This window comes from Xanthobacter autotrophicus (assembly GCF_005871085.1).
Classification (GTDB): domain Bacteria; phylum Pseudomonadota; class Alphaproteobacteria; order Rhizobiales; family Xanthobacteraceae; genus Xanthobacter; species Xanthobacter autotrophicus.
In genome coordinates this window covers 135,957-162,674 of the sequence record NZ_VAUP01000028.1, presented here as the reverse complement: position 1 = coordinate 162,674, position 26,718 = coordinate 135,957, and the positions used below count along the sequence as shown (strand labels likewise).

The 26,718-nt window shown below is 69.7% G+C and carries 29 protein-coding genes; 8 read left to right on the top strand and 21 right to left on the bottom strand.

Annotation, left to right across the window (positions count from 1 at the left end):
* The first annotated feature begins 10 nt into the window (after positions 1–10).
* The 6 genes from FBQ73_RS12615 (at position 11) to FBQ73_RS12590 (ending at position 7,867) form a co-directional block, all read left to right on the top strand.
* Positions 11–2,329, top strand: a complete 2,319-nt coding sequence (locus FBQ73_RS12615; protein ID WP_138399850.1) for a DUF1989 domain-containing protein — start codon at positions 11–13, stop codon at positions 2,327–2,329.
* A gap of 236 nt (positions 2,330–2,565) precedes the next feature.
* Positions 2,566–4,248: an APC family permease gene (locus FBQ73_RS12610; protein ID WP_138399849.1), complete on the top strand. Its 1,683-nt coding sequence runs from the start codon at positions 2,566–2,568 to the stop codon at positions 4,246–4,248.
* A gap of 11 nt (positions 4,249–4,259) precedes the next feature.
* Positions 4,260–4,847: a dimethylamine monooxygenase subunit DmmA family protein gene (locus FBQ73_RS12605; RefSeq protein WP_138399848.1), complete on the top strand. Its 588-nt coding sequence runs from the start codon at positions 4,260–4,262 to the stop codon at positions 4,845–4,847.
* Positions 4,844–5,800: a PDR/VanB family oxidoreductase gene (locus FBQ73_RS12600; RefSeq protein ID WP_138399847.1), complete on the top strand. Its 957-nt coding sequence runs from the start codon at positions 4,844–4,846 to the stop codon at positions 5,798–5,800. Before FBQ73_RS12605 ends, FBQ73_RS12600 begins: the two co-directional genes overlap by 4 nt.
* A 19-nt stretch (positions 5,801–5,819) precedes the next feature.
* The gene (locus FBQ73_RS12595; protein ID WP_138399846.1) at positions 5,820–6,881 is read left to right on the top strand and encodes a heme-dependent oxidative N-demethylase family protein; all 1,062 of its coding nucleotides are present in this window, start codon (positions 5,820–5,822) and stop codon (positions 6,879–6,881) included.
* Positions 6,882–7,027: 146 nt separating this feature from the next.
* Positions 7,028–7,867 (top strand): universal stress protein, encoded by an 840-nt coding sequence (locus FBQ73_RS12590; protein ID WP_138399845.1) that lies wholly within the window; start codon positions 7,028–7,030, stop codon positions 7,865–7,867.
* Positions 7,868–8,000: 133 nt separating this feature from the next.
* Here FBQ73_RS12590 and FBQ73_RS12585 read toward each other — a convergent pair whose 3' ends face one another.
* From FBQ73_RS12585 to FBQ73_RS12530, 13 genes are all read right to left on the bottom strand, one after another.
* Complete coding sequence (locus FBQ73_RS12585; RefSeq protein WP_246089682.1) at positions 8,001–8,438, bottom strand: hypothetical protein; 438 nt, start codon at positions 8,436–8,438, stop codon at positions 8,001–8,003.
* 152 nt (positions 8,439–8,590) lie between these two features.
* A complete protein-coding gene (locus tag FBQ73_RS12580) occupies positions 8,591–10,018 on the bottom strand; it encodes an ATP-binding protein (protein ID WP_138400098.1) in 1,428 nt (475 codons plus the stop codon).
* Positions 10,019–10,032: 14 nt separating this feature from the next.
* Positions 10,033–10,704, bottom strand: coding sequence for a response regulator transcription factor (locus FBQ73_RS12575; protein WP_138399844.1), 672 nt, complete (start codon positions 10,702–10,704; stop codon positions 10,033–10,035).
* A gap of 281 nt (positions 10,705–10,985) precedes the next feature.
* Positions 10,986–11,129, bottom strand: a complete 144-nt coding sequence (locus FBQ73_RS22775) for a hypothetical protein (RefSeq protein ID WP_170218865.1) — start codon at positions 11,127–11,129, stop codon at positions 10,986–10,988.
* Positions 11,101–11,409, bottom strand: coding sequence for a hypothetical protein (locus FBQ73_RS12570; RefSeq protein WP_138399843.1), 309 nt, complete (start codon positions 11,407–11,409; stop codon positions 11,101–11,103). The genes FBQ73_RS22775 and FBQ73_RS12570 overlap by 29 nt, the downstream gene beginning before the upstream one ends.
* Positions 11,406–12,302, bottom strand: coding sequence for a glycoside hydrolase family 108 protein (locus tag FBQ73_RS12565; RefSeq protein WP_138399842.1), 897 nt, complete (start codon positions 12,300–12,302; stop codon positions 11,406–11,408). The genes FBQ73_RS12570 and FBQ73_RS12565 overlap by 4 nt, the downstream gene beginning before the upstream one ends.
* Before the next feature lie 83 nt (positions 12,303–12,385).
* Positions 12,386–13,819, bottom strand: coding sequence for a hypothetical protein (locus FBQ73_RS12560; protein ID WP_138399841.1), 1,434 nt, complete (start codon positions 13,817–13,819; stop codon positions 12,386–12,388).
* A gap of 245 nt (positions 13,820–14,064) precedes the next feature.
* Positions 14,065–14,385, bottom strand: coding sequence for a spike base protein, RCAP_Rcc01079 family (locus tag FBQ73_RS12555; protein WP_138399840.1), 321 nt, complete (start codon positions 14,383–14,385; stop codon positions 14,065–14,067).
* 36 nt (positions 14,386–14,421) lie between these two features.
* Positions 14,422–15,123: a DUF2793 domain-containing protein gene (locus tag FBQ73_RS12550; RefSeq protein ID WP_138399839.1), complete on the bottom strand. Its 702-nt coding sequence runs from the start codon at positions 15,121–15,123 to the stop codon at positions 14,422–14,424.
* 251 nt (positions 15,124–15,374) lie between these two features.
* A complete protein-coding gene (locus tag FBQ73_RS12545) occupies positions 15,375–19,274 on the bottom strand; it encodes a baseplate multidomain protein megatron (protein ID WP_138399838.1) in 3,900 nt (1,299 codons plus the stop codon).
* A 29-nt stretch (positions 19,275–19,303) separates the two neighbouring features.
* Positions 19,304–19,744 (bottom strand): NlpC/P60 family protein, encoded by a 441-nt coding sequence (locus FBQ73_RS12540; protein ID WP_138399837.1) that lies wholly within the window; start codon positions 19,742–19,744, stop codon positions 19,304–19,306.
* Positions 19,741–20,631 carry a DUF2163 domain-containing protein gene (locus tag FBQ73_RS12535; RefSeq protein WP_138399836.1) on the bottom strand — a complete coding sequence of 297 codons (891 nt, stop codon included), beginning with the start codon at positions 20,629–20,631 and terminating at the stop codon, positions 19,741–19,743. Before FBQ73_RS12535 ends, FBQ73_RS12540 begins: the two co-directional genes overlap by 4 nt.
* Positions 20,632–20,637: 6 nt before the next feature.
* Positions 20,638–21,279: a DUF2460 domain-containing protein gene (locus FBQ73_RS12530; RefSeq protein WP_138399835.1), complete on the bottom strand. Its 642-nt coding sequence runs from the start codon at positions 21,277–21,279 to the stop codon at positions 20,638–20,640.
* Between the two features lie 109 nt (positions 21,280–21,388).
* Between FBQ73_RS12530 and FBQ73_RS12525 the strand changes: the two genes are divergently transcribed.
* Complete coding sequence (locus FBQ73_RS12525) at positions 21,389–22,123, top strand: hypothetical protein (RefSeq protein WP_138399834.1); 735 nt, start codon at positions 21,389–21,391, stop codon at positions 22,121–22,123.
* A gap of 715 nt (positions 22,124–22,838) precedes the next feature.
* Positions 22,839–23,204, top strand: a complete 366-nt coding sequence (locus FBQ73_RS12520; protein ID WP_138399833.1) for a hypothetical protein — start codon at positions 22,839–22,841, stop codon at positions 23,202–23,204.
* 9 nt (positions 23,205–23,213) lie between these two features.
* On the opposite strand, the gene FBQ73_RS12515 is transcribed toward FBQ73_RS12520, so the two are convergent.
* From FBQ73_RS12515 to FBQ73_RS12480, 8 genes are all read right to left on the bottom strand, one after another.
* Positions 23,214–23,786 carry a phage tail tape measure protein gene (locus tag FBQ73_RS12515; RefSeq protein ID WP_138399832.1) on the bottom strand — a complete coding sequence of 191 codons (573 nt, stop codon included), beginning with the start codon at positions 23,784–23,786 and terminating at the stop codon, positions 23,214–23,216.
* 9 nt (positions 23,787–23,795) lie between these two features.
* On the bottom strand, positions 23,796–24,008 hold the full coding sequence (locus tag FBQ73_RS12510; RefSeq protein ID WP_281278813.1) for a rcc01693 family protein: 213 nt from the start codon (positions 24,006–24,008) through the stop codon (positions 23,796–23,798).
* Positions 24,005–24,361 (bottom strand): gene transfer agent family protein, encoded by a 357-nt coding sequence (locus FBQ73_RS12505; protein WP_138399830.1) that lies wholly within the window; start codon positions 24,359–24,361, stop codon positions 24,005–24,007. The genes FBQ73_RS12510 and FBQ73_RS12505 overlap by 4 nt, the downstream gene beginning before the upstream one ends.
* Positions 24,362–24,487: 126 nt before the next feature.
* Entirely contained in the window at positions 24,488–24,895 is a 408-nt protein-coding gene (locus FBQ73_RS12500; protein WP_138399829.1) for a phage major tail protein, TP901-1 family, read from the bottom strand.
* Positions 24,896–24,926: 31 nt separating this feature from the next.
* Positions 24,927–25,346, bottom strand: a complete 420-nt coding sequence (locus FBQ73_RS12495) for a DUF3168 domain-containing protein (protein ID WP_138399828.1) — start codon at positions 25,344–25,346, stop codon at positions 24,927–24,929.
* Positions 25,343–25,630, bottom strand: a complete 288-nt coding sequence (locus FBQ73_RS12490; RefSeq protein WP_138399827.1) for a hypothetical protein — start codon at positions 25,628–25,630, stop codon at positions 25,343–25,345. Before FBQ73_RS12490 ends, FBQ73_RS12495 begins: the two co-directional genes overlap by 4 nt.
* Positions 25,627–25,947, bottom strand: a complete 321-nt coding sequence (locus FBQ73_RS12485; protein ID WP_138399826.1) for a head-tail adaptor protein — start codon at positions 25,945–25,947, stop codon at positions 25,627–25,629. The genes FBQ73_RS12490 and FBQ73_RS12485 overlap by 4 nt, the downstream gene beginning before the upstream one ends.
* Positions 25,944–26,507 (bottom strand): head-tail connector protein, encoded by a 564-nt coding sequence (locus FBQ73_RS12480; protein WP_138399825.1) that lies wholly within the window; start codon positions 26,505–26,507, stop codon positions 25,944–25,946. The genes FBQ73_RS12485 and FBQ73_RS12480 overlap by 4 nt, the downstream gene beginning before the upstream one ends.
* Between the last annotated feature and the right edge of the window lie 211 nt (positions 26,508–26,718).

Genomic DNA, 26,718 nt, shown 5'->3' with positions numbered 1-26,718 from the left:
AGAGGGCTGAATGGACGCCTCCCTCCTCCCGCCCGGCCCCTCGCGTGCCGCCGTCGCCGCCCGCCCCCGCGAATGCGTGGTGGTGCGCGGCGGCGACGTGGCCGTGGTCACACTCGGTGCCGGCGACGCCATCGCCATCCGCGACATGGAAGGGCTCCAGCCGGCGCTGGTCTTCGCCATCGATGGCGCGGGGCGGGCGGACGGCAGCGCGCTCGGCCTCGAAGGCCCGGCCGAGGCGCGCCTCGCGGACGTGCTGGATCTGGGGGGAGAGGGGCGCGCGCAGGTTTTTCACGCGCTGGCGGCGCGGGGGATCGCTCCGGAGGCCGTGAGCGGGCACATGGTGCTTGCCGGCGATCATCCGGCGCAAACTCAGGTCGCGCTCACCGCGCGGCGCGATGTTCTGGTGGTGGTGGCAGCGCCCGGCGGCCCCATGGCGCCCGACGGGCAGGACGCGCCCACCGACATCGAAATCACGCTCACCCGTGCGCCCGGCAACGAGCACCCCCTGCCGGAGCCGCTCGCCGAGCCGAAGCTGGATCTGCGGGTGCCAGCTGCGCAGGCCCGCGCCTTCCGGGTGAAGGCGGGCGACTATATCCAGATCATCGACGTGGACGGGCGCCAGTGCTCCGACTTCCTCGCCTTCGACGCGGTGGCGCTGGAGACGGGCGCGGAATTCGGCCTCGACGCCACCACCACCCGCACCCTCATGGGCGCGGCCTATCCGGGGCCAGGGCTGCATTCGAAATATTATGACGAGCGCCAGATCCCGCTGGTGGAGGTGATCCGCGACACGGTGGGCCGGCACGATACCTTCGCGCTGGCCTGCTCCGCCAAATATTACGAGGACATGGGCTATCCGGGCCACGCCAATTGCTCGGACAATTTCAACGCGGTGCTCGCACCCTACGGCATCCGCACGCGCGCCGGCTGGCCGGCCATCAACTTCTTCTACAATACGGCGGTGGACCACACCAACGCGCTCACCATGGATGAGCCCTGGTCGCGGCCCGGCGACTATGTGCTGATGAAGGCGCTCACCGACCTCGTCTGCGCCACCTCGTCCTGCGCCGACGACATCGACCCGGCCAATGGCTGGGTGCCCACCGACATCCATGTGCGCGTCTATGACGGCGCCGAGAGCTTCTCCAAGGGGACCGCATTCCGCATGAATGCCGCAGCCGAGCCGCGCCTGACGCGCGAGAGCGCCTTTCATCCGCGCATGGCGCAGATGACCCGCAGCTTCGTGGAATATCGCGGCTTCTGGCTGCCCACCTGCTTCACCGGCGAGGGACCCATCGCCGAATACTGGGCCTGCCGCGAGACCGCGGCGGTGATGGACCTCTCCCCCCTGCGCAAGTTCGAGGTGACCGGGCCGGACGCCGAGTTGCTGCTCCAGCGCACAGTGACGCGCGACATGCGCAAGCTGGCGGTGGGACAGGTGGTCTACACGGCGCTGACCTACGACCATGGCGGCATGATCGACGACGCCACCATCTTCCGCCTCGCGCCGTCCAACTTCCGGGTGGTGTGCGGGGAAGAATTCACCGGCGCCTGGCTGCGCGATAAGGCGCACGAATGGGGGCTGAACGCCTTCGTGCGATCCTCCACCGACCAGTTGCACAATATCGCGGTGCAGGGGCCGCTCTCCCGGGAGATCCTCGCCGAGGTGATCTGGACCGGCCCGACGCAACCCGCCATCGCCGAGCTGAAATGGTTCCGCTTCGCCGTGGCCCGGCTCGGCGGACCCATGGGGCCGGCACTGGTGGTTTCGCGCACCGGCTACACCGGGGAACTCGGCTACGAGATCTGGTGCCACCCGAAGGATGCGGGCGCCGTGTTCGACGCCGTGTGGGCGGCCGGTGCGCCGAAAGGCATGAAGCCGCTGGGCCTTGCCGCCCTCGACATGCTGCGCATCGAGGCGGGGCTGGTGTTCGCGGGCTATGATTTCTGCGACCAGACCGACCCGTTCGAGGCCGGCATCGGCTTCGCGGTGGCGGAGAAGGAGGAGGATTTCGTGGGCAAGGCAGCGCTCGCCCGGCGCAAGGCCAATCCGGCCCGCAAGATGGTGGGGCTGAGGATTGAAGGCAACGACGCGGTCGGCCACGGCGACCCGCTCTACATGGGCCGCGCGCAGGTGGGCGTCGTCACCAGCGCCACGCATTCGCCCATCCTGAAAAGCCAGATCGCGCTGGCGCGGATCGATGTGGCCCATGCGGCCGTCGGCACGCAGGTGGAAATCGGCAAGCTGGACGGCCTGAAAAAGCGCATCGCGGCCGAGATCGTGCCCTTCCCGCATTTCGACCCACAGAAAACCCGCGTCCGCGCCTGAGCGGAACGGGCCACCGGCAGCGCTTTCGAGCGCTGGATTCATGTATTTGTGGAAAGCACTCCAGACGAATGATCGCCTGGAGCTTCCTGTGTTGGCTCTTCAGGCATGTGATTAACAATTAATCACGTAAATGACTAAAATATCATCTCGATCTAACCTTGGGTCAGATCTATATCTTAATTGACAAAAATTTTTCTTCTCTGGAAACTCCCTCGCATAAAAATGAGGGGAACCACATGAGCATCGCAGCAACCAACGAGGCCGTTGCCGCCCCAGAGGCCGGCACGCTTCAACGCAAGATCAGCTGGACCGGCGCGTTCTGGATCGCGAGCGGAGTGCCCGCGCTCGTGCTCTTCTCCATCGGCGCCATCGGCGCCACGGTGGGCGCGCCGGCCTGGTTCGTCTGGATCCTGTCCATCATCTTCGGCTTCATCCAGGCCTTCTCCTATGCGGAGATCGCCGGCCTGTTCCCGCACAAGTCGGGCGGCGCCTCGGTCTATGGCGCCATCGCATGGGTGCGCTACGGCAAGCTGCTCGCGCCCTTCTCGGTATGGTGCAACTGGCTGGCCTGGTCGCCGGTGCTGTCCATCGGTTCCGGCCTCGCGGCGGGCTATGTGCTCTCCATCCTGTTCCCGGCGGATGCCGCCATCAACACCTGGCAGCTGACCCTCGTGGATCTCGGCTGGCTGAAGACCGGCCTCGCCCTGCGCCTCAACGCCACCTTCTTCCTCGGCGCCGCGCTGCTGCTCGTCGCCTTCGCCATCCAGCATCGCGGCATCAGCCAGACCGCGCGGGTGCAGGTGATCCTCGGTGTGGTGGCGCTGCTGCCGCTGGTGCTCATCGGCCTCGTGCCTCTGATCACCGGCGACGTGCTGGCAGCCCATCTCGGCCCGTTCGCGCCGCTGGCCAAGGACGAGGCCGGCAAGGTCATCGCCGGGTCATGGGACATGGCCGGCATCACCCTGATGGCCGGCGGCCTGTTCATCGCCGCCTGGTCCACCTACGGCTTCGAGACCGCCGTGTGCTACACGCGCGAGTTCAAGGACCCGAAGACCGATACCTTCAAGGCCATCCTTTATTCGGGCCTGCTGTGCATCTTCGTCTTCACCATCGTGCCGATCTCGTTCCAGGGCGTGCTCGGCCTCGGCCAGTTGGTGACGCCGGCGGTAGTGGACGCCTCCGGCACCGTGACGACGCCGGCGGTCTATGACGGCATCCTGTCCGCCGACATCTATTCCGGCATGGGCGTCGCCAGCGCCATGGCGGACATGATCAAGGGCGGTCCCATCGTCCACCACGTGATCGTCGTGATGCTGATCCTCGCCCTGATGCTCGCCATCATCACCTCCATGGCGGGCTCCTCGCGCACTCTCTACCAGGCGTCCGTGGACGGCTGGCTGCCCAAGTACCTCAGCCACGTGAACGAGAACGGCGCGCCCACCAAGGCCATGTGGACCGACCTCGGCTTCAACCTCATCCTGTTGATGATGTCGGACTACGTGTTCATCCTCGCCATCTCCAACGTCTGCTACATCCTGTTCAACTTCCTCAACCTCAACGCCGCCTGGATGCACCGCATCGACCGCCCCAACTGGGATCGCCCCTTCAAGGCGCCCACCTGGCTGATCGGCATGGGCACGGTGCTGGCCTTCGTGAACCTGTTCCTGCTCGGCATGGGTGCGGACATCTGGGGCGCGGGCACGCTGGTGACGGGGCTCGTGGTCTCGGCCGCCATCATCCCGGTCTTCCTGTTCCGTCATTATGTGACGGACAAAGGCCGGTTCCCGGCGGCGATGATGGAAGACATGCACCTGAAGGCGGAAACGGGTGCCGGCACCCGGGCGGGCCTCTTGCCCTATTTCGCCCTCGCCCTGGGGGCCGTGGTGGTCATCGTGGCGCGCATGCTTGCGGTCTACTGAGCGGAGACAAGATGAGCGATCAAGGCATCAAGAGCCGCCCCAGGTACCATCCGATCGCGCCGGACCCGCAGGGGCGGCACCATCTGCTGGTCGTGGACGGACCCGACGTCCCGGTCGAGGCTTTGGCGGAGGGGGTCACCCCCTCCGCCTTCGAGGTGTGGACGGTGGCGCGCAAGAGCGCCGTACCCGCCAGCCCCGCCATGGACGAGCAAGCCGGCGCGGTGCGCGTCTTCCGCGCCGTGCCGCACCTGTTCTCGGCGCTTGAGGAGCGGCTGGCCCGCGAGACCATGGGCCTTCGCCTCTACGCCGCAGGGACGGAGCCGTTCCTGTGGGACGCCTACGGCATCGGCGCGCGCGCCGGCCTCAGCCCGCAGGAAATGGCGTTCGCCCATGTGGGCACACAGGCACGGCGCATCTTCTGCGTCCATTGCCGCACGGTGATGGAAGGCGTCACCACCTCCATCACCACCTGCGCGGGCTGCGGGGCGCCGCTGTTCGTGCGCGATCATTTCTCGCGGCGGCTCGCCGCCTTCATGGCCGTGCAGATCGACGCGGAAGTGCCAGGCGAGGTGCCGCAGGCCGAGGAGCTGTATTCATGACCGCCGGGGCCCCCCTGCAAGTGCGCGTACGCGACATCGTCGAGCTGGCGCCGAGCCTCAAGCGCTTCTCGTTCGAGCCGGCCCATGGCGGACTGTTCCCCACACCGCCCGCCGGAGGGCATGTGATGCTCACCCTGCGCGACGGCGCCCGGGTGATGAAGAACGCCTATTCCCTGGTCTCGCCGCCCATGGAGCGGGCGCGCTACGACATCATCGTGCGCCTCGTCGCCCAGTCGCGTGGCGGCTCGGACTTCCTCCACCGCAAGGTTGCGCCCGGCGATGTGCTGGAGATGGCGCGCCCGGTGAGCCTGTTCCCGCTGGCCTCGAGCGCAAAGAAGCACCTGCTCATCGGCGGCGGCATCGGCATCACGCCGCTCCTGTCCTTCCTTCCGGAGATGAAGGCGCGGGGCGCCCGCTTCGAGCTGCACCAGCTCGCAACCGGGGAGGAGGTCCCCGTGTTCGAGCGCCTGCTCGCGCCTTACGCCACGGGCGAGGAAATCCGCGTCCATGGCGGCGGCCGTGCCGCCTTCGACCTCGCCGGCCTGCTGTCGCGTCAGCCTCTGGGCACCCATGTCTATGTCTGCGGCCCGCACGCCCTGATGGATGCGGTGACGGGCACCGCCGCCGCTTTGGGCTGGCCCAGGGGCAAGATCCACAAGGAGAGCTTCGGCGGCGCCACGGGCGGCCTGCCGTTCCGCGCCGTCCTCAGGCGCTCGGGCATCGAGGTGGAGGTGGGCGAGACCCAGACCCTGCTGGAAGCCATCGAGGCGGCGGGCGTTGCCGCGCCCTGCCTGTGCCGGGGGGGCGCCTGCGGCGAATGCGTCACCCCCGTCATCGAAGGTGAGGTGGACCACCGCGACGACTTCCTCTCCGCAGAGGAGAAGGCCGGCGGCAAAGTGGTGATGACCTGCGTCTCCCGCGCGCGCGGTCCGCGCCTCGTGCTCGATCTGTAGAATCCCGGAGGGAAACGACATGACCGTCCAGTTCAAGCCCGCAGAAACCTTCCGCGATACCTTCACCTACCGGAAGTCGCCGGAGGACATCCTGCGCTTTCCCTTCCCGTTCCCCGAGGACGAATACATGTACTCGGTGAACATCGAGCCCCATGTGCGCGGCGGCCCAACGGCGGCGTTCCAGGCGGCGTTCGACATCGACGAGCACTACATCGCCGAGTGCCGCGAGCGCGAGCGGGTGCTGAAGGAAGACCCCAAGCGCTGCCAGGTGCTGCCGCACATGATGGCGGCGGAGTGGGACAGCCTGGAACTCATCATGGAGAGCCTGGCGCAGGACTATCCCGAGCATTTCTCCCTGACCAAGGCCGGCGACCTGTGGACCTGGGTGAACCGGCCGCTCAACATCCACCAGAGCTTCACCTTCGGCAAGGCCGAGACCCTGCCCTGCGGGCCGTTCGAATACATCACGAGGCAGGCGCAGGGCGACTTCACCCTCCAGGACCAGCGCGACGACAACCTCTTCGTGGATGGTGGCATGGTGACCACCCAGGCCGACTGGTCGCTGGAATTCGACATCGGCATGAGCTTCCACGAATGGCACGGCCCGGTGCCGCTGGCCCACGAGAAAGGCGTGTTCGACCGGGCGTTGAAATACCTGCTGCGCCTGCAATGCGGCCAGCCGGTGCGGCGGCTCAACTGGACCATGACCGTCAATCCGCGCCTCGACACCTCGCCGGAGAATTATCCGGTGTGGGGACCCGACAAGGCGAGCGTCACGCCGGACAACGTCGCCGAAAAAGTGCACCTGCGGGTGGAGCTGCAAACGCTTTATCGCCTGCCGCGCTCCAACGCGATCCTGTTCGGCATCCGCTGCTACCTCACCAGCGTGGCCGATATCGCCCGAGTGCCGAAATGGCGGCGGCGCCTGCACCGGGTGCTGCGGGACCTTCACCCCGACATCGCCGCCTACAAGGGCCTGCCCCGCTTCCGCCAGACCGTTTTGGATTACCTCGCGCCCCTGGACGACGGCGAACCGACCTCCAAGGGCATCGCTCCGGACACGGACGTTCTGGCGGGATGAGAACGGGGGGTCGGCAGGCCTCGGCCCGCCGATCCGTTCCGCAGCCCTCTTCCGATCAGCGCTGAAGCTTTTGCATGGATTGACCTCACGCAACGACACCTTAACCGTGCTAGGTAATGTGCCGTGTCTGTGGAGGAAAAGCCAAAATGCTTCAGAACATGAAGAGCGTTCTCATCGGCATGACGGAAGAAGGCATCGACGAGCCTTCGTCGGCCCTCGCCTATGGACTGTCCCTGGCGCAGAAGGCCGGTGCCCATGCCACTATCCAGGCCGCCTCGCTGAAGGTGGTCATGGGCAACACCTTCGTGAGCAACGTGGCCTCCGGCCTCGTGGCCGCGCATAACCGGCGCCTGCGCCACCTCGCCGATGCAGTGGCGGAAAAGGCGCGGGGCGACGCGGCGGCGGCCGGTGTTGCCGCCTCGGTGGACACGCCGCAGCTGTCCTATCCCCAGTTGGTGGAAACCTTCATCGCCCAGGCCCGCGTCCACGACATTTCCGTGCTGGACGCGGAGACGGCGACGGTGAATGCCGACCGCGGGCTCATCGAGGGCCTGCTGTTCGAGAGCGGGCGCCCCGTGCTTGTCGTACCTCCCGGTTTCGACAGCTTCCGGCACCATCGCGTGCTGGTGGCGTGGGATGCCAGCGCCCGCGCGGTGCGGGCGGTGAACGACGCCATGGACATCCTCAGGGCCGCCGAGGCGGTGGAGGTGCTTGCCATCGGCACGGAAAAGGAGCTGGCGCACGAAGTGCCCGGCGCCGAGCTTGCCCCCCACCTTGTCCGCCATGGCGTGAACGTGAGCGTGAAGAATCTCGTCGCGGGTCCGCAGGGCATCGCCGGCACCCTGCGCGAGCAGGCTGCGCTCATCGGCGCGGACCTCATCGTCATGGGCGCCTTCAACCATTCCCGCGTGCGCGAATGGGTGCTGGGCGGTGTCACCCAGTCGCTGCTGGAGGACTGCAAGGTCCCCCTGTTCCTGTCCTATTGATCGTCCCGCGCCGCTGAAAAGGAGCGCCCGCAGCGCCTCAGGCGACGGGCGCGTTTCAGCCTTGCGATCAAAACGCTTTTTTCTCCAGAAACGCGCGCAGGACGAAGCCGCGCAGGACGTTCCCACGGAGACCTCAGCTCACCGGCTGCCAGCGCCCGTCCGCCGCGCGGCAGGCGGCCCCGCGGGCGATCTGCGGGCGGTTGTCGATGTAGATGGTGTGGGAATAGTCGCGGCAGCTCTGGAAGCCCGACCGATTATAGGGCGGGCCAGCCACCACCGTGCCGTGGGTGCCGTTCTCGCCCTTCCAGCCGATGGGATAGCCGGGCCCGCCGGTTTCCAGCGCGGAGAATTCCGCATCCAGCGCGCGGCGACGGTCCGCCTCGTCGAGGCCATTGCCAATGCCGCCGCTGATGAGGCCCCCGGAGACCGCCCCGCTCATGACCGGCGCCGACGGCAGCGCCGCCTGGGCGGCGATGGACCGGCCCGCCCCGGTCTCCGTCGCACAGCCGCCCAGGGCCGAAGCGAGGGCGGCGATGGAACAGAAGCGGACGCAAACCATACGGGCAGGCATCGGATGGGGTCTCACGCAGGGGACAATGGGGCGACACCAAGGCTCCCCTTTCTCATAAGGGGTCGCGGGCCGGCTGAAAACAGCCTTCGCGGCGCGGCCGCCTCTGGCGCGTCACTGGAGCGCAGCCCCGAGCTGTGGCAGGGCCGTGCCATTCAAGAGGCGGCGGCGGGGGGCGGCGGCGCGGCAGCGGGCAGCACCAGCTCGGTGCGCAGGCCGCCGATGGGCGCGGAACTCAGCTCGAAGCGGCCGCCATAAAGCAGCGCCAGCTCATGCACGATGGACAGGCCGAGGCCCGAGCCGGGCTTTGATTCGTCGAGCCGCCGCCCACGCCGACCCACATCCACCCGCCGCGCCGGGTCCAGGCCCGGCCCGTCGTCGTCGATGATCACGTGGAAGAATACCCGGTCGCCGGGGGATTTCGGCTGGCCGATGCACACCTCCACCTCGACGCGGGACGAGGCCCACTTGCAGGCATTGTCCACGAGATTGCCCACCATCTCCTCCAGGTCCTGCTGCTCCCCGCGGAAATGGACGTCGTCGCGGATGTGAACCTCGATGGCGAGATCCTTGGTGCGGTAGATCTTCTCCATGGTGCGGGCCAGCGCGGTGATGATGGGGGTCACCTCGCACACGCTCGCCACCACGGAGACGCGGGCCGCCATGCGCGCGCGCTCCAGGTGATGGGCCACCTGGTCGCGCATGACCCCGGCCTGGTCGCGCACCCGCACGGCAAGGGGATCGTCCCTGGTGCCGGCCTCGTTCATGAGCACGGAGAGCGGTGTCTTCAGGGCGTGGGCGAGGTTGCCCACATGGGTGCGGGCGCGCTCCACGATCTCCTTGTTGGCGTCGATGAGGGCGTTGACCTCCCGCACCAGCGGCACGATCTCGTCCGGATAGGAGCCGTCCAGCCGGTCCGCCTTGCCGGAGCGCACGTCGGCGAGCACCTTGGAGATGCGCGTCAGCGGCATCAGCCCGAAGCGCACCTGAACCATCACCACCAGAAGGAAGGCGCAGGCGAGCACCACCAGCGTTCCCGCGAGCGCCATGTTGAAAGCGGAAATCTCTTCATCCAGCTCGGATGCCACCGCTGCCACCGAGACCACATAGCGCTCGTTGGCGCCCAGATCCACGTCGCGCTCGGCAAGGCGCAGGGCTTCGCCGCGCGGGCCGCTCACATAGCCCTCGCGCATGAGACCGGGCCTGCCTTTCACCCCCTGCGTGGCGAGCAGCGGCAGCGTGCCCTTCACCAGCGAGCGCGAGGTGCGCCATCGGGGCTCCCCATTGGAGAGAAGGGTGATCTGCCAGTACCAGCCGGAGTTGGGGAAGGCGAACAGGGGATCGCCCAGGGCCACCGGTTCGGGGAGCGCCTCGTCGGTGGCGTTGGCGACCTCGGCCACGATGGTCTTGAGATACACGTCGAGCCGCCGGTCGAAGGCGCGCTCGGCGGCGGTGCGGTAGAGCGAGGACAGCACGAACCCCACCACCAGCAGCACCACCACGGTGATGCCCATCGCCGAAAGCACGAGGCGGAAGGCGAGCGAGCCGGGGGCATATTCGGAAGGCCGCGACGCTTTTTCCATCATCATCGCGCGCGTCAGCGCTGCCCTTCCGGCGCCGCCAGCAGATAGCCGAGGCCGCGCACGGTCTGGATCACGTCGCAATCGAGCTTCTTGCGCAGGCGTCCGACGAACACTTCGATGGTATTGGAATCGCGGTCGAAATCCTGGTCGTAAAGGTGCTCCACCAGCTCCCCGCGGGACACCACGCGCCCGGCATGGTGCATGAGATAGCTGAGCAACCGGTATTCGTGGGAGGTGAGCTTGACCGCATTGCCCTCCACCGTGACCCGGCCGGAGCGGGTGTCGAGCCGCACCGGCCCGCAGGTCATCTCGGCGGAGGCGTGGCCGGAGGCGCGCCGCAGGAGGGCGCGCAGGCGGGCCAGCACCTCCTCCATGTGGAAGGGCTTGGCCACATAATCGTCGGCGCCGGCGTCGAAGCCCTGCACCTTGTCGCTCCAGCGGTCGCGGGCGGTGAGGATGAGCACTGGCGTGACCTTGCCGGCGCGCCGCCAGCTCTCCAGAACCGAGATGCCGTCCAGCTTGGGCAGGCCGATGTCGAGGACGATGGCGTCATAGGGCTCGGTCTCGCCCAGATACTGCCCTTCCTCGCCGTCATAGGCGCGATCCACGGCATAGCCCGCGTCGGACAGGGCCTCGACCAGCTGTCGGTTCAGCTCCGGATCGTCCTCGACCACCAAAAGACGCACAGGTTTCCTCCGGCTTCGGCATCCACCTCTCATACCGTCGGCCTCGGTCGTTGACCGATGCCGAGTAGGTACGCTCAGGCGCCGCGCTGGCTTGTCCAAGGTCCCGTGAGCCAAGCTCAAGGGTCCTTGGTATTAGAGCACGCGCCAGCCGGCCGGCATCCCCCTTTTGGAGGGATAACGTTTTCACCCTCGCCGCCCGGCCGGTCGAGAATGACAGAGGCGCGCGGCGGAGCAAGCGTGAACGGCGCCGCAGGGCCGCGCGCCACCGACATTGAGCCGGCTCAGCGCCAGCCGCACAGGCGACGGCCCACCGCATTGTGAGCCTTGGCCTGGCGGATGGTCTCGTCGCTGTCGGCCGCCGACCAGCGGATGGGCTGGGCGGCGCCGCAATAGACCTTACTTGCGCCGGAACCCGTCGTCGTCACGCAGCCGGCGAGCATCGCCATCGCGCAGATCAGCGCCAGAGCGCGCAGCGCGGGCCGTATCGAGGATGCGCTCGGCATCGCGTTCTCCTTCCTTCATGGCCTGGGAATAGCCCTGCTGCGCGCCCTTGCGGTGGGCGAGGACGAACGCGAGCACGGCCGTCGCAGCGAGCGCCGCGCGTAGTCCCGCCACCCGCGCCAGCGCCGCGACGGCGAGAAGGCCGGCGATGCCCCAGAGCCACCAGGGCACGCCATAGGCGAGGAGGTGGGCAAGGCCGCTCACGACGCCGGCCCCGCCGGCAGGAGATCCAGCGTCGCCGCCCGGCGCGCACCGGCACGGGCGCTCCACCACACATAGGCGAGACCGCCGAGGGTGAGACCGAGGCCCAGCAGCGTCAGACCCGTGAAGACCAGGGCGAGGGTCGCGGACGCCTGCGCATGGGGCGCGATCTGGCGGGCCGCCTCGGACACGGCGGACGCCGCAAGTCCCCCCGCCGCCGCCCCGGCGCCCGCCTGGGGCTTGGGACCGGGACGGGCACTGGCGACGGGCGCCTTGCCGGACGTGGTGGTGCTTCCCGGCGGATCGGCGCGATGCCCCTCCAGTACCGGAATGCCGCTTGCCCGGCCGGCGCCGGTACCCGTCCAAGCACCTGAGGCCCAGGCCTTGCCGGCCTTGCGCACATCCTCCACCCGCCGCCCCCAGCCGCGACCAAACACCGGCCAGGTGCGCAGCGCCTTCAGCATGGCGAGGCGGCGGTCACAGATGTCGTCCACGAGCCGAGCCGGCGCCGTCTCCGCCGCGGTACGGGCGGTGGCCAGCGTCACCGCGCCCATCTCCCCGTCCGCTGGCAGGCCGAGCGCCCGCTGGAGCCATTTGACCGACTGGGCGGGGCCGGAATTCACGGCGCCATCGAACACCACATAATCGATGCCCTCGGGCAATTCGTCGGCGCGGATGGCGTCCCAATACTGGCGGCGGTAGATCTCCTGGAGTTCTCTTTCCTCGATCTCGCGCACCGGGCGCACGACAAGCCCCTTGCCGCGCCGGTAGCCGTCATAGACCCGCTGGATGACGCCCCTCATGGTCGGTCCGCCGGGATCATCGGGATGGTTGGAATAGCCGCCCTCGTGGCGGAGCACGGCATTGAGCGCCGGCGCGAAGCTCGTCCTGGCCATGAAGCACCTCGGGTTGAAAACAAAAAGTGGCCGCCCCCCGCAGGGGACGGCCGGCCGGTTCGGACGCCGAAGCATCGGCGTGGTCAGAACCAAGTAGAGACGTTGCCGAAGATGCGACCGCCAAGAGTGGGCATGTTGCGCACAGAAACCGCGCCGCCCGTCCCCACGTTGATGCCGTAGGCGGTCGGGCCGGACGGGTTGACCACGCACTCCGACAGCCAGATCTGCGCGGTGTTGAGGGTGCCCACCTCGGTCGGCGGCACGAGCCCGCCGGAGAGATAGAGGTCGCCGCGATCGCTCGAGAAAGTCGAGCCGTGCGCCAGCATCTTGGACGTGTTGATGTTCCGCAGCGTGCCGCCCTGATTATACTCGTAGCGGCCGGCCACATCGATGCCGATGACGTTCTCGTGCAGGGTCAGGCCATTGTTGGACCCCGACCCGAACACGCCCGTATCCACGCCCCGGCAATTGAGCGTGACCGCATAGAGCGGCTGTGCGTTCAGCGTGTTGTGGAAGTTGAAGCAGTCCGCGCTGGCGCGGCCGGCGTAGCAGCCTTCCAGCCAGATAAGGCCCCACCAATTGTCGAAGCCGAAGCCGTTCCAGGCGTCCGCCGAGACCGAACTTGCATAGCGCGCCGACACCCGGCGCATGGCGAGGATCTTCGGGCTCGCACCATAGGCCGAGGCGAAGATCTTGACGCGGCTTCCCATGAGATCCCAAGCCGAAGCCTCGTCATTGGAATCCATGAAGAAGTGCTGGGGTGCAGCCCCCCAGTTGATCGCGAACGTATCGGAGGTCAGGTACACCGAAGCCGTGGCGTCGGTCACAGCGGCCCCGTCGAACGGATTGACATAGACGCTCGTGCCGTCCGTGTACCACGATCCCGGACGGGCATTGCAGGCCGCCGCGCTCGCCGCCTTGGTGTACATCACCGCATTGCCGAAGCGGTCGCGCAACGCTTGATTGTAGACCGCACCGGCGGACGACCGGGTGATCTTGTAGGTGTTGGTATAAGTGGCGTCGGCGGCCCAGGTATAATTGTCGATGCAGCCGTATTTGACGATGCCGCCATAGGCCATGAGGCAGACGGGAACCGTGGGCAGCGTGGTCGCCCCCGGCGCGTTGATATAGCCGCCGCTGGCATTGCGATAATAGGTGCCGGCGGACAGCCAGATGGTGGCCGGCTGACCGGCCGCGTTGGCGATCTGGATCGCTTTGTTCACCGTCAGATAGGGCGATCCGATGGTGCCGGCACCGGAGCTGTCGGAGCCGGTGGCGGAAACGTAGATCTGCGTGCCGGCGCGGCAGGACAGATACTCGGTGGACGAAAACGGGCTGTAGCCCGAGATGTAGCCCTGGCGGGTGCCGGCGCCGAGGTCGCAATAGCCCACCTTGGTGATGGGATAGAGACCCGTGCCCCAGCCCAGCACGGAAGGCAGAGCCAGTTCGGACGCCCGCGCGTAGCGGGTGGCTTCCTGGACCGCGATGAAATCGGGATCGTCGGTCAACAACATCATGAAATCCTTCCGTAAAGAGCCCGGCCATTGCCGGAGGTGAGGAAGCCGCCAACGCGGCTTCGCAATCGCCCATAGGCGACACCGCCCACCACCTTTCGGACTGGCGAGCCGGTGCGTCGCCGGAGCGAAGCGAGGGAAGCGAGGGAGAGGGAAAACGAAAGCATGGGGACCTCGCGGTTCGGTGCCCCGTGCGCACAGCCCGGCACGCGCCCGCGCGTGGCCAAGCGCGCGCAGTCGCGGGCAGATCAGCGGTCGGTGAGTGCGTAGATGGACAGGCCGGCGCTGGTGCCCGTGGCCCACACGCGACGCACCTGGCAAGGCGGCAGCGGCTGGAGGCCGGGGAGCGCGAGTACATCCACCGTGTCGGCATCGCCGCCGGCCACGGGGGTGATGCGAATGGAGGCCACGCCGCCGGCCACATCCTCGGGCACGAACACCCACAGGGCCTTGGCATAGGTGGCAAGGTCGGCGCCGTCGGCGGGGGTGATGCGCGCGAGCTGGCGCGCCGGCGACGACAGGGACGACGCAAGCCCCTTCAGGGGATCGCGGGCGGGATCGTAGGGCATGGGGATCTCCGATGGAGGGGAAAGGCAGGCGCGGGCTCAGGCCTCGGGCGCGGAGCACAGCAGCAGGTGGAGGGCGACCCGCACGGTGCCGCCGGTAAAGCTGCCGCCATTGGCGGTGAGGCGTACCGGCGTGGCGGCGTAGAAGGCGGTGGGGCCGATGACCCCCACATTGGCCGACCCCACCGCCGCCCCGAGGCTGCCGCCGAACTTGGAGACTTCGCCGGAAATGCCGCAATCGTAAGAACTTGCGCCAGTCACGGCGGTGAGCGTGCGGGTGGAGACGGCGAGCACGATGGCGCGGTCCGGAATGGCCATGGTGGTGGCGACGAAGGCACCGCTGAGCGCCACGTCCTCCTCCATCACCCGGCCCGCGATGGCGGCGCGATGGGTGCTGGCGGCAAACGGCGAGACGAAGGCGGCGCCGTCGAACAGCGCGAGCCGGCCCTCGTCGCGGATGAAGGCGAGGAAGCCCTGCGCCACCGGCAGGAAGTCGAACGCGCCCTGCTCATAGGCGGCGATGGTGCCGGCGTGCCCCGCGAAGGCGCCGCTCGCGCCGGCCGGCACGAACCAGCGCGCCCCCTCGGCGGGGGTGGCCGGCGGGGCGACGGCGGTGGCGCTTTCCAGCACCAGCTGGACGAAGGCATCGAGGCGGCGGATAGCCTCGTTATGGGTGACATGCTTCTGCGCCTGCGCCGCCGCGATATAGGGCAGCGCCAGGTTCGCCGACTGGTCGGTCATGGGGACCTCGGGGAGGGTTTGGGCAGGAGGCGGGGGCGCCGAGGCGGCTTGAAAAGTCGCCCGCATGGGTCATTGCAACCCTGGCAGGCCACGATCATCGTCATGGCCGGGCTTGTCCCGGCCATCCACGCGGCGAGGCTGGGACTGATTTTCGTAAGCTTGCCCCAGCGGCCCGGCGTGGATGCCCGGGACAAGCCCGGGCATGACGAGGGTGTTTGGCGGTTGTGCCCTTTTGATTTCCAAACGGCCGGCTACGGCACCACCACCGCCGTCACCGCCGCGCCCAGGCCGACGCTGGCGGAGCGCTGGGCGACACGCACGGTGAGGGTGGCCTGCGGCGTGCCGAAATCGGCCAGCTCATCCGCCGCCCCATAGAGCAACTGTGGCGCGCTCACCTCGAAGGCGCGCACCACGCCGGCGCCGGAGAGGATTTCCACCCGGTAGGCCTCGCTCGCCTCGCCCAGGGGCACCTCCAGCGCGTCCCAGCCATCGCCGGCGATGCGGGTGCGGCGGATGAAGGAGAGCACCACGCCCTCCGCCGTGCGCCGCCCGCGCACATGCACCGGCGACAGGGGACGCAGGGCGAGGCCGGAGGCGGTGGCGGTCACCTCCGTGACATCCTCCGATCCCTGGTCGTCCCGCGCCGCGCCCACCCGGTAGATGGAGCTGCGCCCCAGCGCCGAGAGGCCGCTCGCCACGCTCACCAGCGTGCCGTCGATACGGACGAGGCGCGTGCCCGCCGGCCAGATCGAAGCGCCCGCCGCCTCGGTACCGGCGAGGCCGCGCAGCAGGCCGGAGAGGCGGTAGGTGTCGGTGTCGATCAGCTCGGCGCCGGTGAAGGCGATGAGTTCCAGCGCCCGCCCCTCCGCCACCAGAGCCGCGAGATTGGCGCCGGTCAGAACCTCGCTCTCGCGCGCCGGAATGAGGAGGGAGGATTGCAGCAGCACGTCGACGCTGCCGGAGCGGTCGAAGCGCCAGAGCGGCCCCGGCGACAGGTCCGAAATCAGCGTGCCGAAGGTGGCGGAGGCGGTGACCGGAGCCACTACCTCGAAGCTCTCGCCATCCCCCGAGCGCCAGATGGCCAGCGTCCCCGGCCAGGGCGTGGCGGCAGCGGCAAGATGTTGCAGTGGAACGGGTTCCGCCTCCGACAGGGCGGGCAGGTCCAGCACCATCACCTCCGGTGGGCCGGACACGGCGGGCAGCGCCACGCTGCCGCCGGAGGCCGGCGCCAGCGCCGCGTCGAACACCTCCGGCTCGATGCTGCGGGCGGTAACGGCCAGCGCCTCGCCCTCCTCCACCCGGGTGATTTCCAAGAGCCGCGCCCGCCCGTCGAGGGTGAGGCGCACGAGGTCGCCGGGCCCCAGCGCGCGAAGCGAGGGCGGCAGCGAAAAGGTGAACGTCTCGCGCCCCGCCCACAGGTCCTGCAGCCAGATGTCGGCGGCCCGCACCATGGCCGCGTCGGAGGCCACCACGGCGAGGTCCGCATGGCTCACGTGGCGGCTGCCCCCCTTAAGGCGGCGGGAGGACACGGTGGCGCGGCGATAGTCCTTCAGGCTGTCCACGAAGCCGATGGAGACCTGCAAGGGCAGTTCGCTCTCCTGCGCACGGGTGGAGGCGACGAGCGGATCGTCCTCGCTCCGCGCCAGATCGTCGGCGCCGATCTCGCGCACCGTCCCGACGCCATGGGGACGGAAGGCGATGCGGCCCTCCGCCTCGCCGGCCTCGAAGGCGAAGGCGCGGGCCAGAGGCTCCAGAGCATCGCGGCCGGCCATGGGCTGGTCCACCACATAGCCGTCCACCCCACCGGAGAGGGACGCGGCGTCCACATCGTTCACGCCGAAATCGGCGCAGAGCGTCGCCACCAGCCCATCCAGCGGCGCGCCGCCGAGGCGGCCGGTGAGCCAGTGGCCGGTGGCCCAGTTGGCGCCATCCGCCCAGACGCTCTCGGCGAGGGGGAATTGCGGGAAGGGCCGCGCATCCCAGGTCCAGGCGAAGGCCTCCTCCACCATGCGCCCGCCATAGAGCGGCGCCGGCGGATTGTCGGCCGTGTCAGCGTCGGGGGCGAAGGTGCCGAGCACCACCTCCAGAAGGCGGCGCTGGATGAGATCATCCCGCGCGCCGGTGGAGAAGGGCGGCAGGGCGTTCTCCGACGACTTGGCGTCGGGGAAGACGCTCGGCCGGTTGGCGCCCTTGTCCACGGCGGGGCAGCCGGTCTCCATCAGGCGGATGGGCTTGGCGCCGGGCGCGAACGCGGTGGGCGTGGCGAGACGGGTACCGGCGATGCGCTCGTGATGGGCATTCGCCCACCAGGACTTGAGGTCCTTCTGGCGATAGAGCCAGGGCTCGCCATAAGCGCCGTCGGTGATGGGCGTGCGCACCTGCGCGGCGCGGGCGGCCTCATCCGCATAGAACCAGTCGAACCCCTCGCCGGCCGTGAGGTTGGCCTTCAGATAGGCGCGGTCGTGGATGTCGGCGGCGATCGCCGCGTCGAGATGGCCGGCGCCGTCGCGCCAGTCGGCGAGCGGCGGGTAGAAATCGATGCCGATGAAGTCCACCGCCGGCGCGCTCCACACCGCATCCAGCGGAAAGCGCACGTCGCCGTTGGCCCTCACCTGCGCGCCATATTCGGTCCAGTCGGCGGCGTAGGAGACGCGGGTGCCGGAGCCCACCACCGCCTTCACGTCGGCGGCGAGGGAAGCCAGCGCCTCGGCGGCGGGTGAGGCGCCGGTGTCGTCGGTGAGGCGGGTGAGCGCCACCATCTCCGAGCCGATGAGGATGGCCTCCACGCCCCCCGCCACCACCGCCAGATGCGCGTAGTGGAGCACCATGCGCCGCAGGCTCCATTCGGCCGGCCCGTGATAGAGCACGCTGGTGCCATAGCGGGTGAAATCCCCCGGCCCGGCATTGCCGAACAGGGCGGCCACCTGCGTCCGGCACGCGGCGGTTCCGTCCGCCGAACTCGGCCGGCCGGGCGCCGGATCGCACACGATGCGCCCGCGCCAGGGATAGGCCGGCTGGGCGGCAGCGCCGGTCCAGGGATCGGGGCGGGTGTTGGCGGCAGGGATGTCCATCATCAGGAAGGGGTTCAGCGTCACCTTCAGGCCGGCCTCGTTCAGCCGGGCGATGGCCCGCACCACGCTGTCGTCGGAGGGCGTGCCGCCATAGGCCGAGCGCCCCTCAAACTGGGAGACGGCCAGCGCGCTGAACCGCGTCTCGCCGCCCACCGTCCAGTCGATGGAGGTGGACTTGTCGGTGCGTTCGGTGCGCGGGCGCACGGTGCAGGCCCCGGCCCTCAGGTCGTCGCCGAACCAGGCCACCACGAGGGACACCCGCTCCACGTTCGGGCAGGTGCCGGTGAGCTGATCGAGGGCCACCTCGAAATCACTCGCCGCCGTGCTCACATGGCGGTTCTCCCGGCCATAGCGCGACCGCCCATGCAGGTGGCGGACGGTGCGCGTGTCATAGGCGAACTCGCTGGCGCCGGGGATGAGGGTCACCGCCCGCACCTGCCGCTCCAGCGCGCCCACCGCGCGCTCCACTTCCACGGTGATCTGGGGCAGGCGATTGCCGTAGTCGGTCAACTCCAGATTCTCGAACACCACATAGGCGACGCCGCGATAGGACGGCGTCGCGCCCGCCCCCTGCCGCGCCTCGATGAGGGGATCGGGCACCTGCGCCTCGTCGCCGAGATGGAGGCGCACGGTGAGGCGGCGGGTATCCAGCAGCTTGCCGTCGGCCCAGATGCGGCCGATGCGCGAGAGCGGCCCCTCGCACACCGCCACGGCGAAATTGCCGTAATAGGTGTAGGTCGTGGTGGTGGGCTGGGATGAGCCAAGGCTCCCGCCCTTGCCGCCGGTGGACTGGGTGGCGGTGGTGGCCACCTCCTTGAGCCTGGTCGCCCAGATCACCTGCCCGGCCAGGCGCGCGCGGCCATAGACGCGGGGCAGCGGCGTGCCCTCGGTGGAGCCCATCACGTCGAGGTCGGTGAGACGCGGACCTTGCGTGTTGCGGGAGCGGTTGCCGCCGAACAGCGCGCCATCGATCGCCGCGCCGCCGAGGGCGCCCAGCGCCCGCCCGGCGATGGCGCCGACAGGGCCGAACAGCGCGCCGCCGACAAGGCTGCCGGCTGCGCCGAGAAGCAGGGTCGCCATGGGATGTCCTCAGGATCTGGAAGGGGGCGCTAGGCGACTCCCGGAAAGGCGAAGGCGAAGGCGAGGCGGCGGCGCCACCACGGCGCCAGATGCCCCTCGCACACCCGGGCCCCGTCATAGGCATGGATCATGCGCGCGCCGTCCGAGAGGATCGCCGCGTGCTTGGCCGGAAGATGTGCGCGGAAGCGAAACAGCAGCACGTCGCCGGGCTGCGCCGCTTCCACCGGCACGGCGACGAGGCAACGCCCGGCCGCCTGCGCCAGGGTCTCGCGGAGGCCGGCCTCGGCCCAGTCCGGCGCGTAAGGCGGCATGGCCTCCGGCTCGGGGCCGACCAGTTCCCGCCACACCCCGCGCACGAGGCCGAGGCAATCGGCCCCCTGCCCCTTCAGCGAGGCGCGATGGAGGTAGGGCGTGCCGATCCACGATCGCGCCTCTTTGAGGATGGCGGCGCGGGTGAGGGGCGCGGTCATTCCAGCAGGCTCCCGTCGTATCCGCCCTCGCCGGGAATGGCGACGGAGATGACGAAATCGTTGCCGGGCATGTGGGGGAAGCCGCGGAAATTGAGCGCGTTTGCGAAGCGGTCGCGACAGGTCGAAAACTGCTTGTCGCAGCCGGCGGTGAGGGCCATCTCATCGCCCTCCGCCACCGCGAAGGGTGGGCGCTGCCACAGGCGCAGCAGCACCCCTTCGGCGTCCACGAGATGCGCCTTCACCTCGGTGACGAAACCCGCGTTGGCGCCGCTGGAAAACCGTGCGCGACCCCGCGCGAAAGCCGCCGCCGCAAAGGCCGAAAGACCGCTGACGCGCAGGCTCAGCGCGCCTTCGACCGTCTCCACCGTGGCGCTTGCCGCATGGGCCGGGAGGGTGAGATCCACCCCGCAGCGGCCGTCGCCGAGATCGGCATCGCAACTGCTCGAGAGAAGCCGCCCGCGGGTCTGGTTGAGGCCATCGGACAGGCTGCGGATCTCGGCGGTGAAGACGCCGTCCTGGGCCCGCACCTCGCCGATGGTGCCGCGCCTCAAGAGCAGGCACTGGGCGGGGTCCTGCCAGTTCACCAGCAGCAGGTCGATGGTGGCGCCGTCATAGAGGCCGGCGGCGAGATCGTCCTGCGACAGCGCATCGTGGGACAGCGCGCCGGACACCTCGGCGCCGGTCACAGCAAGGCCGGCTGAGTGGGTGCTCTGCGAGCCGGAAATGCCCGACGCCGCCTTGCAGGTGATGCCAGCGACCACGAGGTCGCGGTCATGGTCGGTGAAGCCGGTGACGAGGCCGTCGCGCCGTGTCACGCGCCAGGCATGGCACAGGGTGGTGGCGCCCGACGCGAGATGGTCCGAGAGGGCGGAAGGAAGGGTGCGCATTTCGCCTCACACGCGGATCTCGATGACGGGGATGCGCGGGATGTCGCCCGCGGCGAAGGCGGAGAGATTCACCTCGAGGAAATCGGTGTCGAAACGCACCGGGACATCGAAGGAAAATCCCGCCGACACCACCGCCGACACGGCCGGGGCGAAGGCCGTATAAAAGGTGATTTCGCCGCGTGTCGCATCGATCGAAAAATGCGTTCCTTCAATGCGTTCTACCCCATTCACGGCGACGCGCACGCTGCCCGCGACCGGCTTGGTGATGGCCCGCACATAAGGCGCGTGGAGACCGCCGTAGGTCTTCGTCAGCGCGAAGGTTGCGCGCGCGCCGTCGCCGGTTCCGATCACCTGGTCGACGGGCGTCGCGGCGTGTCCCGGCGGCGCGGAGGAATGGTCGAGACGGTCGCGCCAGCGGAAGCCGTAGAGACGCCCGCGACGCTCCTCGAAAAAGCTCACCACATCGGCCAGCGCGGCGAGGCTCTTCACCCCGTATCCGGCGTCCCAGTGACGACGCGAATCAGCCTGTCGCGTGTTGCGCTCCTCGCGTCCGGATGCGGTGGTCACCACCTCGGTGACGCGCTCTGGACCGCCCGAAGCGCCCAGCGCAACCTCCAGCGGGAACAAAATCTCATGGAAGGCGGCCATATGATGCCCCTATTCCCCAATTCTTAGGCGAAAACAGTAGAGATGGCCTTGACATAGTTGAACGTGACGCCTTGACTTTGCTCTGCCCCGTTGAGCATGGAGCGAAAGCATGGCCACCAAGCCCGCAAAAAAACCGGCCGTCGCCGCCGAGAAGCCCGCCGAAAAGGCACCTGCCCCGAAGGCTGCGGTGAAGGCCGCTCCCAAGGCGGCGGTTGCCAAAAGCACAGCACCCAAGACTGCAGCTGCACCCAAGGCCGCAGCACCGAAGGCCCCCGCGAAAGCCGCGGCGCCCAAGGCCGCCGCCGCCAAGCCCGCTGCCGCCAAGGCCGCTGCGAAGCCCGCCGCTCCCAAGGTTGCCGCTCCCAAGGCTGCTGCCCCGAAGGCCGCTGCGAAGCCCGCCGCCGCCAAGAAGGCCGCAGCGCCCAAGGCCGCGGCTCCCAAGCCGGCGGCTGAGAAGCCTGCCGCCGAGAAGCCCGCGCCGAAGGCCGTCGCGGCCAAGTCGCCGGCGCCCAAGGCTGCATCCGCCAAGACTGCCAAGCCCGCCGCCGAGAAGCCTGCGAAGGCCCCGGCCAAGGCTGCCGCCAAGCCCGCCGCCAAGCCCGCAGAGGTGAAAGCCCCCGCGAAGGCCGCCGCTCCCAAGCCCGCCGCCAAGAAGGCTGCGGCTCCCAAGGCTGCAGCTCCCAAGGCCGAGCCCGCGCCGGCGCCCGCGCCGGAAGCCAAGGCGGCTCCCAAGGCTGCCGCTCCCAAGGCTGCTGCGAAGCCCGCCGCCAAGAAGGCTGCTGCCCCCAAGGCCGCTGCTCCGAAAGCCGCTGCGAAGGCCCCCAAGGCCGCCGCCAAGAAGTGAGCTTCGCTGCCCCGATGGCTGGCACTCGGCGCACTGCCGGAGTGCCCCATCGGAGCGAGACAGGCCTGTCGCCCACGGGCGGCGGATGAACAGGGCCCGCATCCGGTTCGGCAGGACGGATGCGGCTCGTGTTTGCATTTCAAAAGGCGGGCTGGCCTGTCGTCATGGTTCGCCGTCATGACCCGCCTTCATGACGCGCAATCCAGATCGCGCGGTGCCCCAGATCGCGCGGGTTCGAGGCACCGGTTGTTGGCCCGCCTGATGGTGTCGGCCCGCACCGGCGTCGCGATGTTCCGAGCCGGAAGCGCCACGCCCGCCCCCGAGCGATCTGATTGCTTGCTCCCGATCACCGGGCCCCATCACTGGGTCCTCTGATCACTGGACCGGGGCGCGTCGTCCATCCTTACCCCCGTGCCGAGGCGCACCCGTGCAGATGATCGCGCACGTGGCGCAGACCAGGCTCCGCGCACCATCGTGCGCCCTCACGCGCGTCACTCCGCGCCGGCGCTTCCCTGAATTCGCGGGCGATCCAGCAATCGGATCAATGCCGTCTGTTCGGCCGGCATCGCAGCGACAGCCATGGGGCTTTTTTTCAATGCGGACTTGACGTTAAGGCATTGACGCACCTGCGCGCCGGGGATTTTCGCGGCGCCCCGGGCGCGCTATGCTGTCCCTGTCCCGCCTGCAAGCGGCAGGCTCACCTTGGACCCGCACCATGCCCGACGCCGCTTTCTTCCCGCCCTGCCCCACGCCGCGCGTCCTGCGTCCCGCGCCCATCGGCGGACGCGCCGTGCGGGCGATGGGCGCGACAGGCGCTGCCCTCGCCGCGCTCCTGCTGGCGGGGAGCGCGCAGGCCCAGTCGGCGGCCGCGAAGAAGGACGATAGCAGCTGCGCCCAATACGGCGCCGGCTTCCAGAAGGTGCCGGGCGGCACATCCTGCGTGCGCACCGGCGCCACCGTGCGGGTGGAAGGCTTCAGCGGTTCCGCCATCACCAGCGCGCCAAGCCAGTTCGGCGGCACCCCTTCCGGCAGCGGCACCACCGCCACCGAGACCAGCGACCCCTGGAAGAGCGCGCGCTAAAGCCCAACCTCACGCCCCGCGCTGGCCGCGCGCCACCGCCCGCGCCACCAGGCCGGACAGATAGGCCTCGGAGCGGCGGAAGCCGGCCATGTCCGGCGTGGACACATTCACCGTCACCGCCGCGCGTCCCGCCCCTTCCGCCGAGCGCACGCCGAGCCTGCCGTCGGTGCCGCGCGCCAAAGGCAGGATGGCCTCCGCCCCCTTCTCGCCCATCAGGCCGAGGCTGGCGCCGCCGAGGGGAAAATAGGTGGGCGCCGCCACCACGCCGCCGCGCGCGAACGGCATCACCCGCCCCTCCGAGATCACCCCGCCATGGGCGAAGCCGAGCCCGCCGGCCGCCCCTGAAAGCAGGGAGGACAGCCCGCTCTCCAGCGGCTTCAGGGCCGCCGTGAGGGCGAGGTTGGAAAGCCGCGCGGCCAGCTGCTCCAGCACGCTGCCGAGGTCCTTGCCCTGCACGGCGATGCCGGTGAAGGCGGAGGCCAGTGCCGAGGCGAAGCCCTTCGCCGACACCTCCACCTCCCCCAGCGCCGCCTTGGCGGTGCGGGTGTCCACCTCGATGGCGATATCGACGGTTTCGGTCATGACGGAGCCTCAGGAGGGATCGGGGAAGCGCTTCATCAGCGCGGACAGGTCGGGTCGCGACAGGCGGTCCAGCGCGGGCGGCAGCAGGGCCGAGACGGCGGCGGCCAGCTCCCGCGGCGTCATGCGCCAGAAGGCATCGGGGGCAAGCCGCAGCAGGCCGAAGCCGGCGCCCATGGCCGCCGCCCAGGGAAAGGGACGGGCGGCGTCGGGCCCCGGCCTCAGGCCTGCTGCGGCGGCGGAGGGGAAGCCGGCGCCTCCCCGACCGCATCGGCGGCGAAGGTGATGGCGAGCAAGTCGGCGACGATGCGCGCGAAGCCCGCCGCGCCGCCATCGGCGCGCATGCGCTCTACCTCGGCGAGGGTCACGCTCTCGCCCGCCCCGTTGAGGCCGGCTTTGATGATGCACGCCGCATCGCGGGCCGACAGGCGGCCGGTCTCGAACCGCGCGGCCAGCGCCATCAGGTCGTCGGCGCCGAACGCGCTCTCCAGCTCCGCGAGGGCGCCGAGGGTGAGCACGAGGACGCGCACGCGTCCATCCAGCACGGCCGCGATCTCGCCGCGTCGGGCATTGGGCATGGGATGTCCTTTCGGGGAGGGGCCGGCGCCTTGCGGCGCGGTTGGAAACGAAGGGCGGGCATGTCCGCGATCGCCCCGTCATGCCTGGGTCAAGCCCGGGCATGACGGAATGTTGGCAATGCTCGTTTACAGCGCCGCGAACGCCAGTTCCCCGGCGCTTTCCAGCGTCAGGTCGAAGGTGACCTCGCGGTCGTGCTCGGCGGCAATCTCCAGCGCGGTGATCTGGAACGGCCCGGTGATCGTGCCGAAATCCGGGATCACCACCTGGCAGGAGGCCAGCGCGCCGGAGAAGAAGGTCTGCCGCACCAGCGCGTCGGAGGCGGCATCCTTGAACACGCCGGAGCCGGAGACCGACGCCCGCTTCACCCCCGCCCCGTCCAGCAGCTCGCGCCAGCGCCCGGCGCTTTCGGAGTGGGTCACGTCCACGCTCTGGGCGTTGAAGGCGAGCGTGCGCGAGCGCAGGCCCGCCACGGTGGTGAACTGGGTGCCGTCATGTATCTTCAAAAGCAGGTCCTTGCCCTTCTGCGCGGCCATCGTCATCTCCGAAAATCAAAGGGGCTCGAAATCAAAGGGGCTCTGTGACGGCGCGAAACCGCACCAGAGCATGGAAGGTGCGCCCGTCGCTCTCGCGGCGGACTTCGGCGGTGGTGGCGCGCAGGTTGGCGAGCCGGTGGCCGGCGAGGGCCAGCGGCGCGTCATGCAGCGCCTGGGCGACGGCTTCCGCCACCGCATAAGCCTCCGCGCGGCCGCCGGAGCGGGAGAAGACGTGGAGCGTCAGCGCATGCTCGGTGCCCGCTTCGGTGGCGGTGGACCAATCGGCCACCACCGCCTCGCCCAGCGCCACGAAGGGAAAGTCCGCCTCAGCCGGCGGCACGTCATGGATGCGCGGCCCGCCCAAGAGCGCGGTAAGCGCCGCATCGGCAACCAGCGCCGCATGGAGCGCCGCGCGCAGGGCCAGCGCCGGGCTGTCGAAGGGGAGGCTCATGAGCGCCTCCGGGCAAAGGCGAGGCGGATGCGGTCCAGCACCGGATCCCCCGGCCGCCCGAGACCGCCGCGGATGCGCGCCAAAAGCGCCGCATCGGTAACCCGCACCAACGGCCGCTGGGGCGATCCGGCTATGGTGGCGGGCGCGCCGGTCTCGGCGGTGATCTCAGCGGCCAGCTCCCGCGCCGCGCGGCCGGCAGCGTCCGCCTGGGCGGCGGGCAGATGGCGGGCGGCGAGGCGCTGGGCGAGGCCCTGCAAGCCGCTGGTGCCGATGGTCGCCTTCATGTCTCTTCCTCCCGGCAGCGGATGTGGTGGAAGCGGCCGCGCCCGTCCGCGTCCACCACCGCCTCCACATGGAATCTACGGCCGGCATGGAGCAGGCGATCGCCCGCCGCGACGGTGTTGGGCGCGCGCACGGTGAGGCGCAGGAGGCGGCTCGCGCGCGGGCGCTCCTCGGCAAGGCCGTAATCGGTGGCGAGCGGTTCGATGGCGCCCCACAGCACGTCCACGGTGAGGAAGGTGCGCGCGATGCCGCCGGCGCCATCGGGCAGGTCCACGGCGGTCTGGTGCGTCAGGCGGTGACGCAGCGCCCCGACGCTCACAGCCGCACCACGCGATAGGGCGCCAGCAGCGCCCGCGCGGCGGCGGGCAGCGCGGAGGTGTCTCCCGGCCCGTCGCGATGCTCGTAGAAATGGGCCGCCAGCAGGCGCACCGCCTGCACCAGGTCGGCGGGCACGTCGGCGGCGGCGGGGCCATAGCCGGCGGTGAAGGTGATGACGATGCCGCCATGGCGCACCAGCGGCGCGCTCACCCGAGCGGGCTCCACGCGGAACAGGGCGGGGGCGCGATCGACCACCAGCGTCAAAGCGCCGGCGGGCAGCGCCACCGGCGTGCCGTCCGCCGCCGCCACGGTGGCGCTGACGATCTGGCGCACCGGCGACAGCGGCGCCGGGATGATGCCGCGCAGGGGCCAGGCATCGAGGCTGAATCGCCAGGTCTGCTCCATGAGCGCGCGGCCGGTCTCCACCTCCACCCGGCGCCGGGCGGCGGTGACGAGGGCATCGAGGAGGGCGTCCTCGTCTGTATGGTCGATGCGTAGATAGGCCTTCGCCTCGGCGCGCGTGAGCGGCTCGGCGGCGGGGCCGGCGACAAGGTCTGCCATGGGAGGCTCCGGTGGTGCAAATGGGGGCGACGGCGGAAACAGCGATCTCCGCCAGCGCGATACGCTCCCTCTCCCGCCTGCGGGGGTGGGGTGGGGTGGGGGCAGCAGGGCGGGGCCGGGACCCGGCGGCGGGATAACGAGGAAACCGTGCGGAACAGCCCTGCCGTCGCGCATGCGGAGGCGGTCTGCCCCCTCCCTGCCCTCCCCCGCA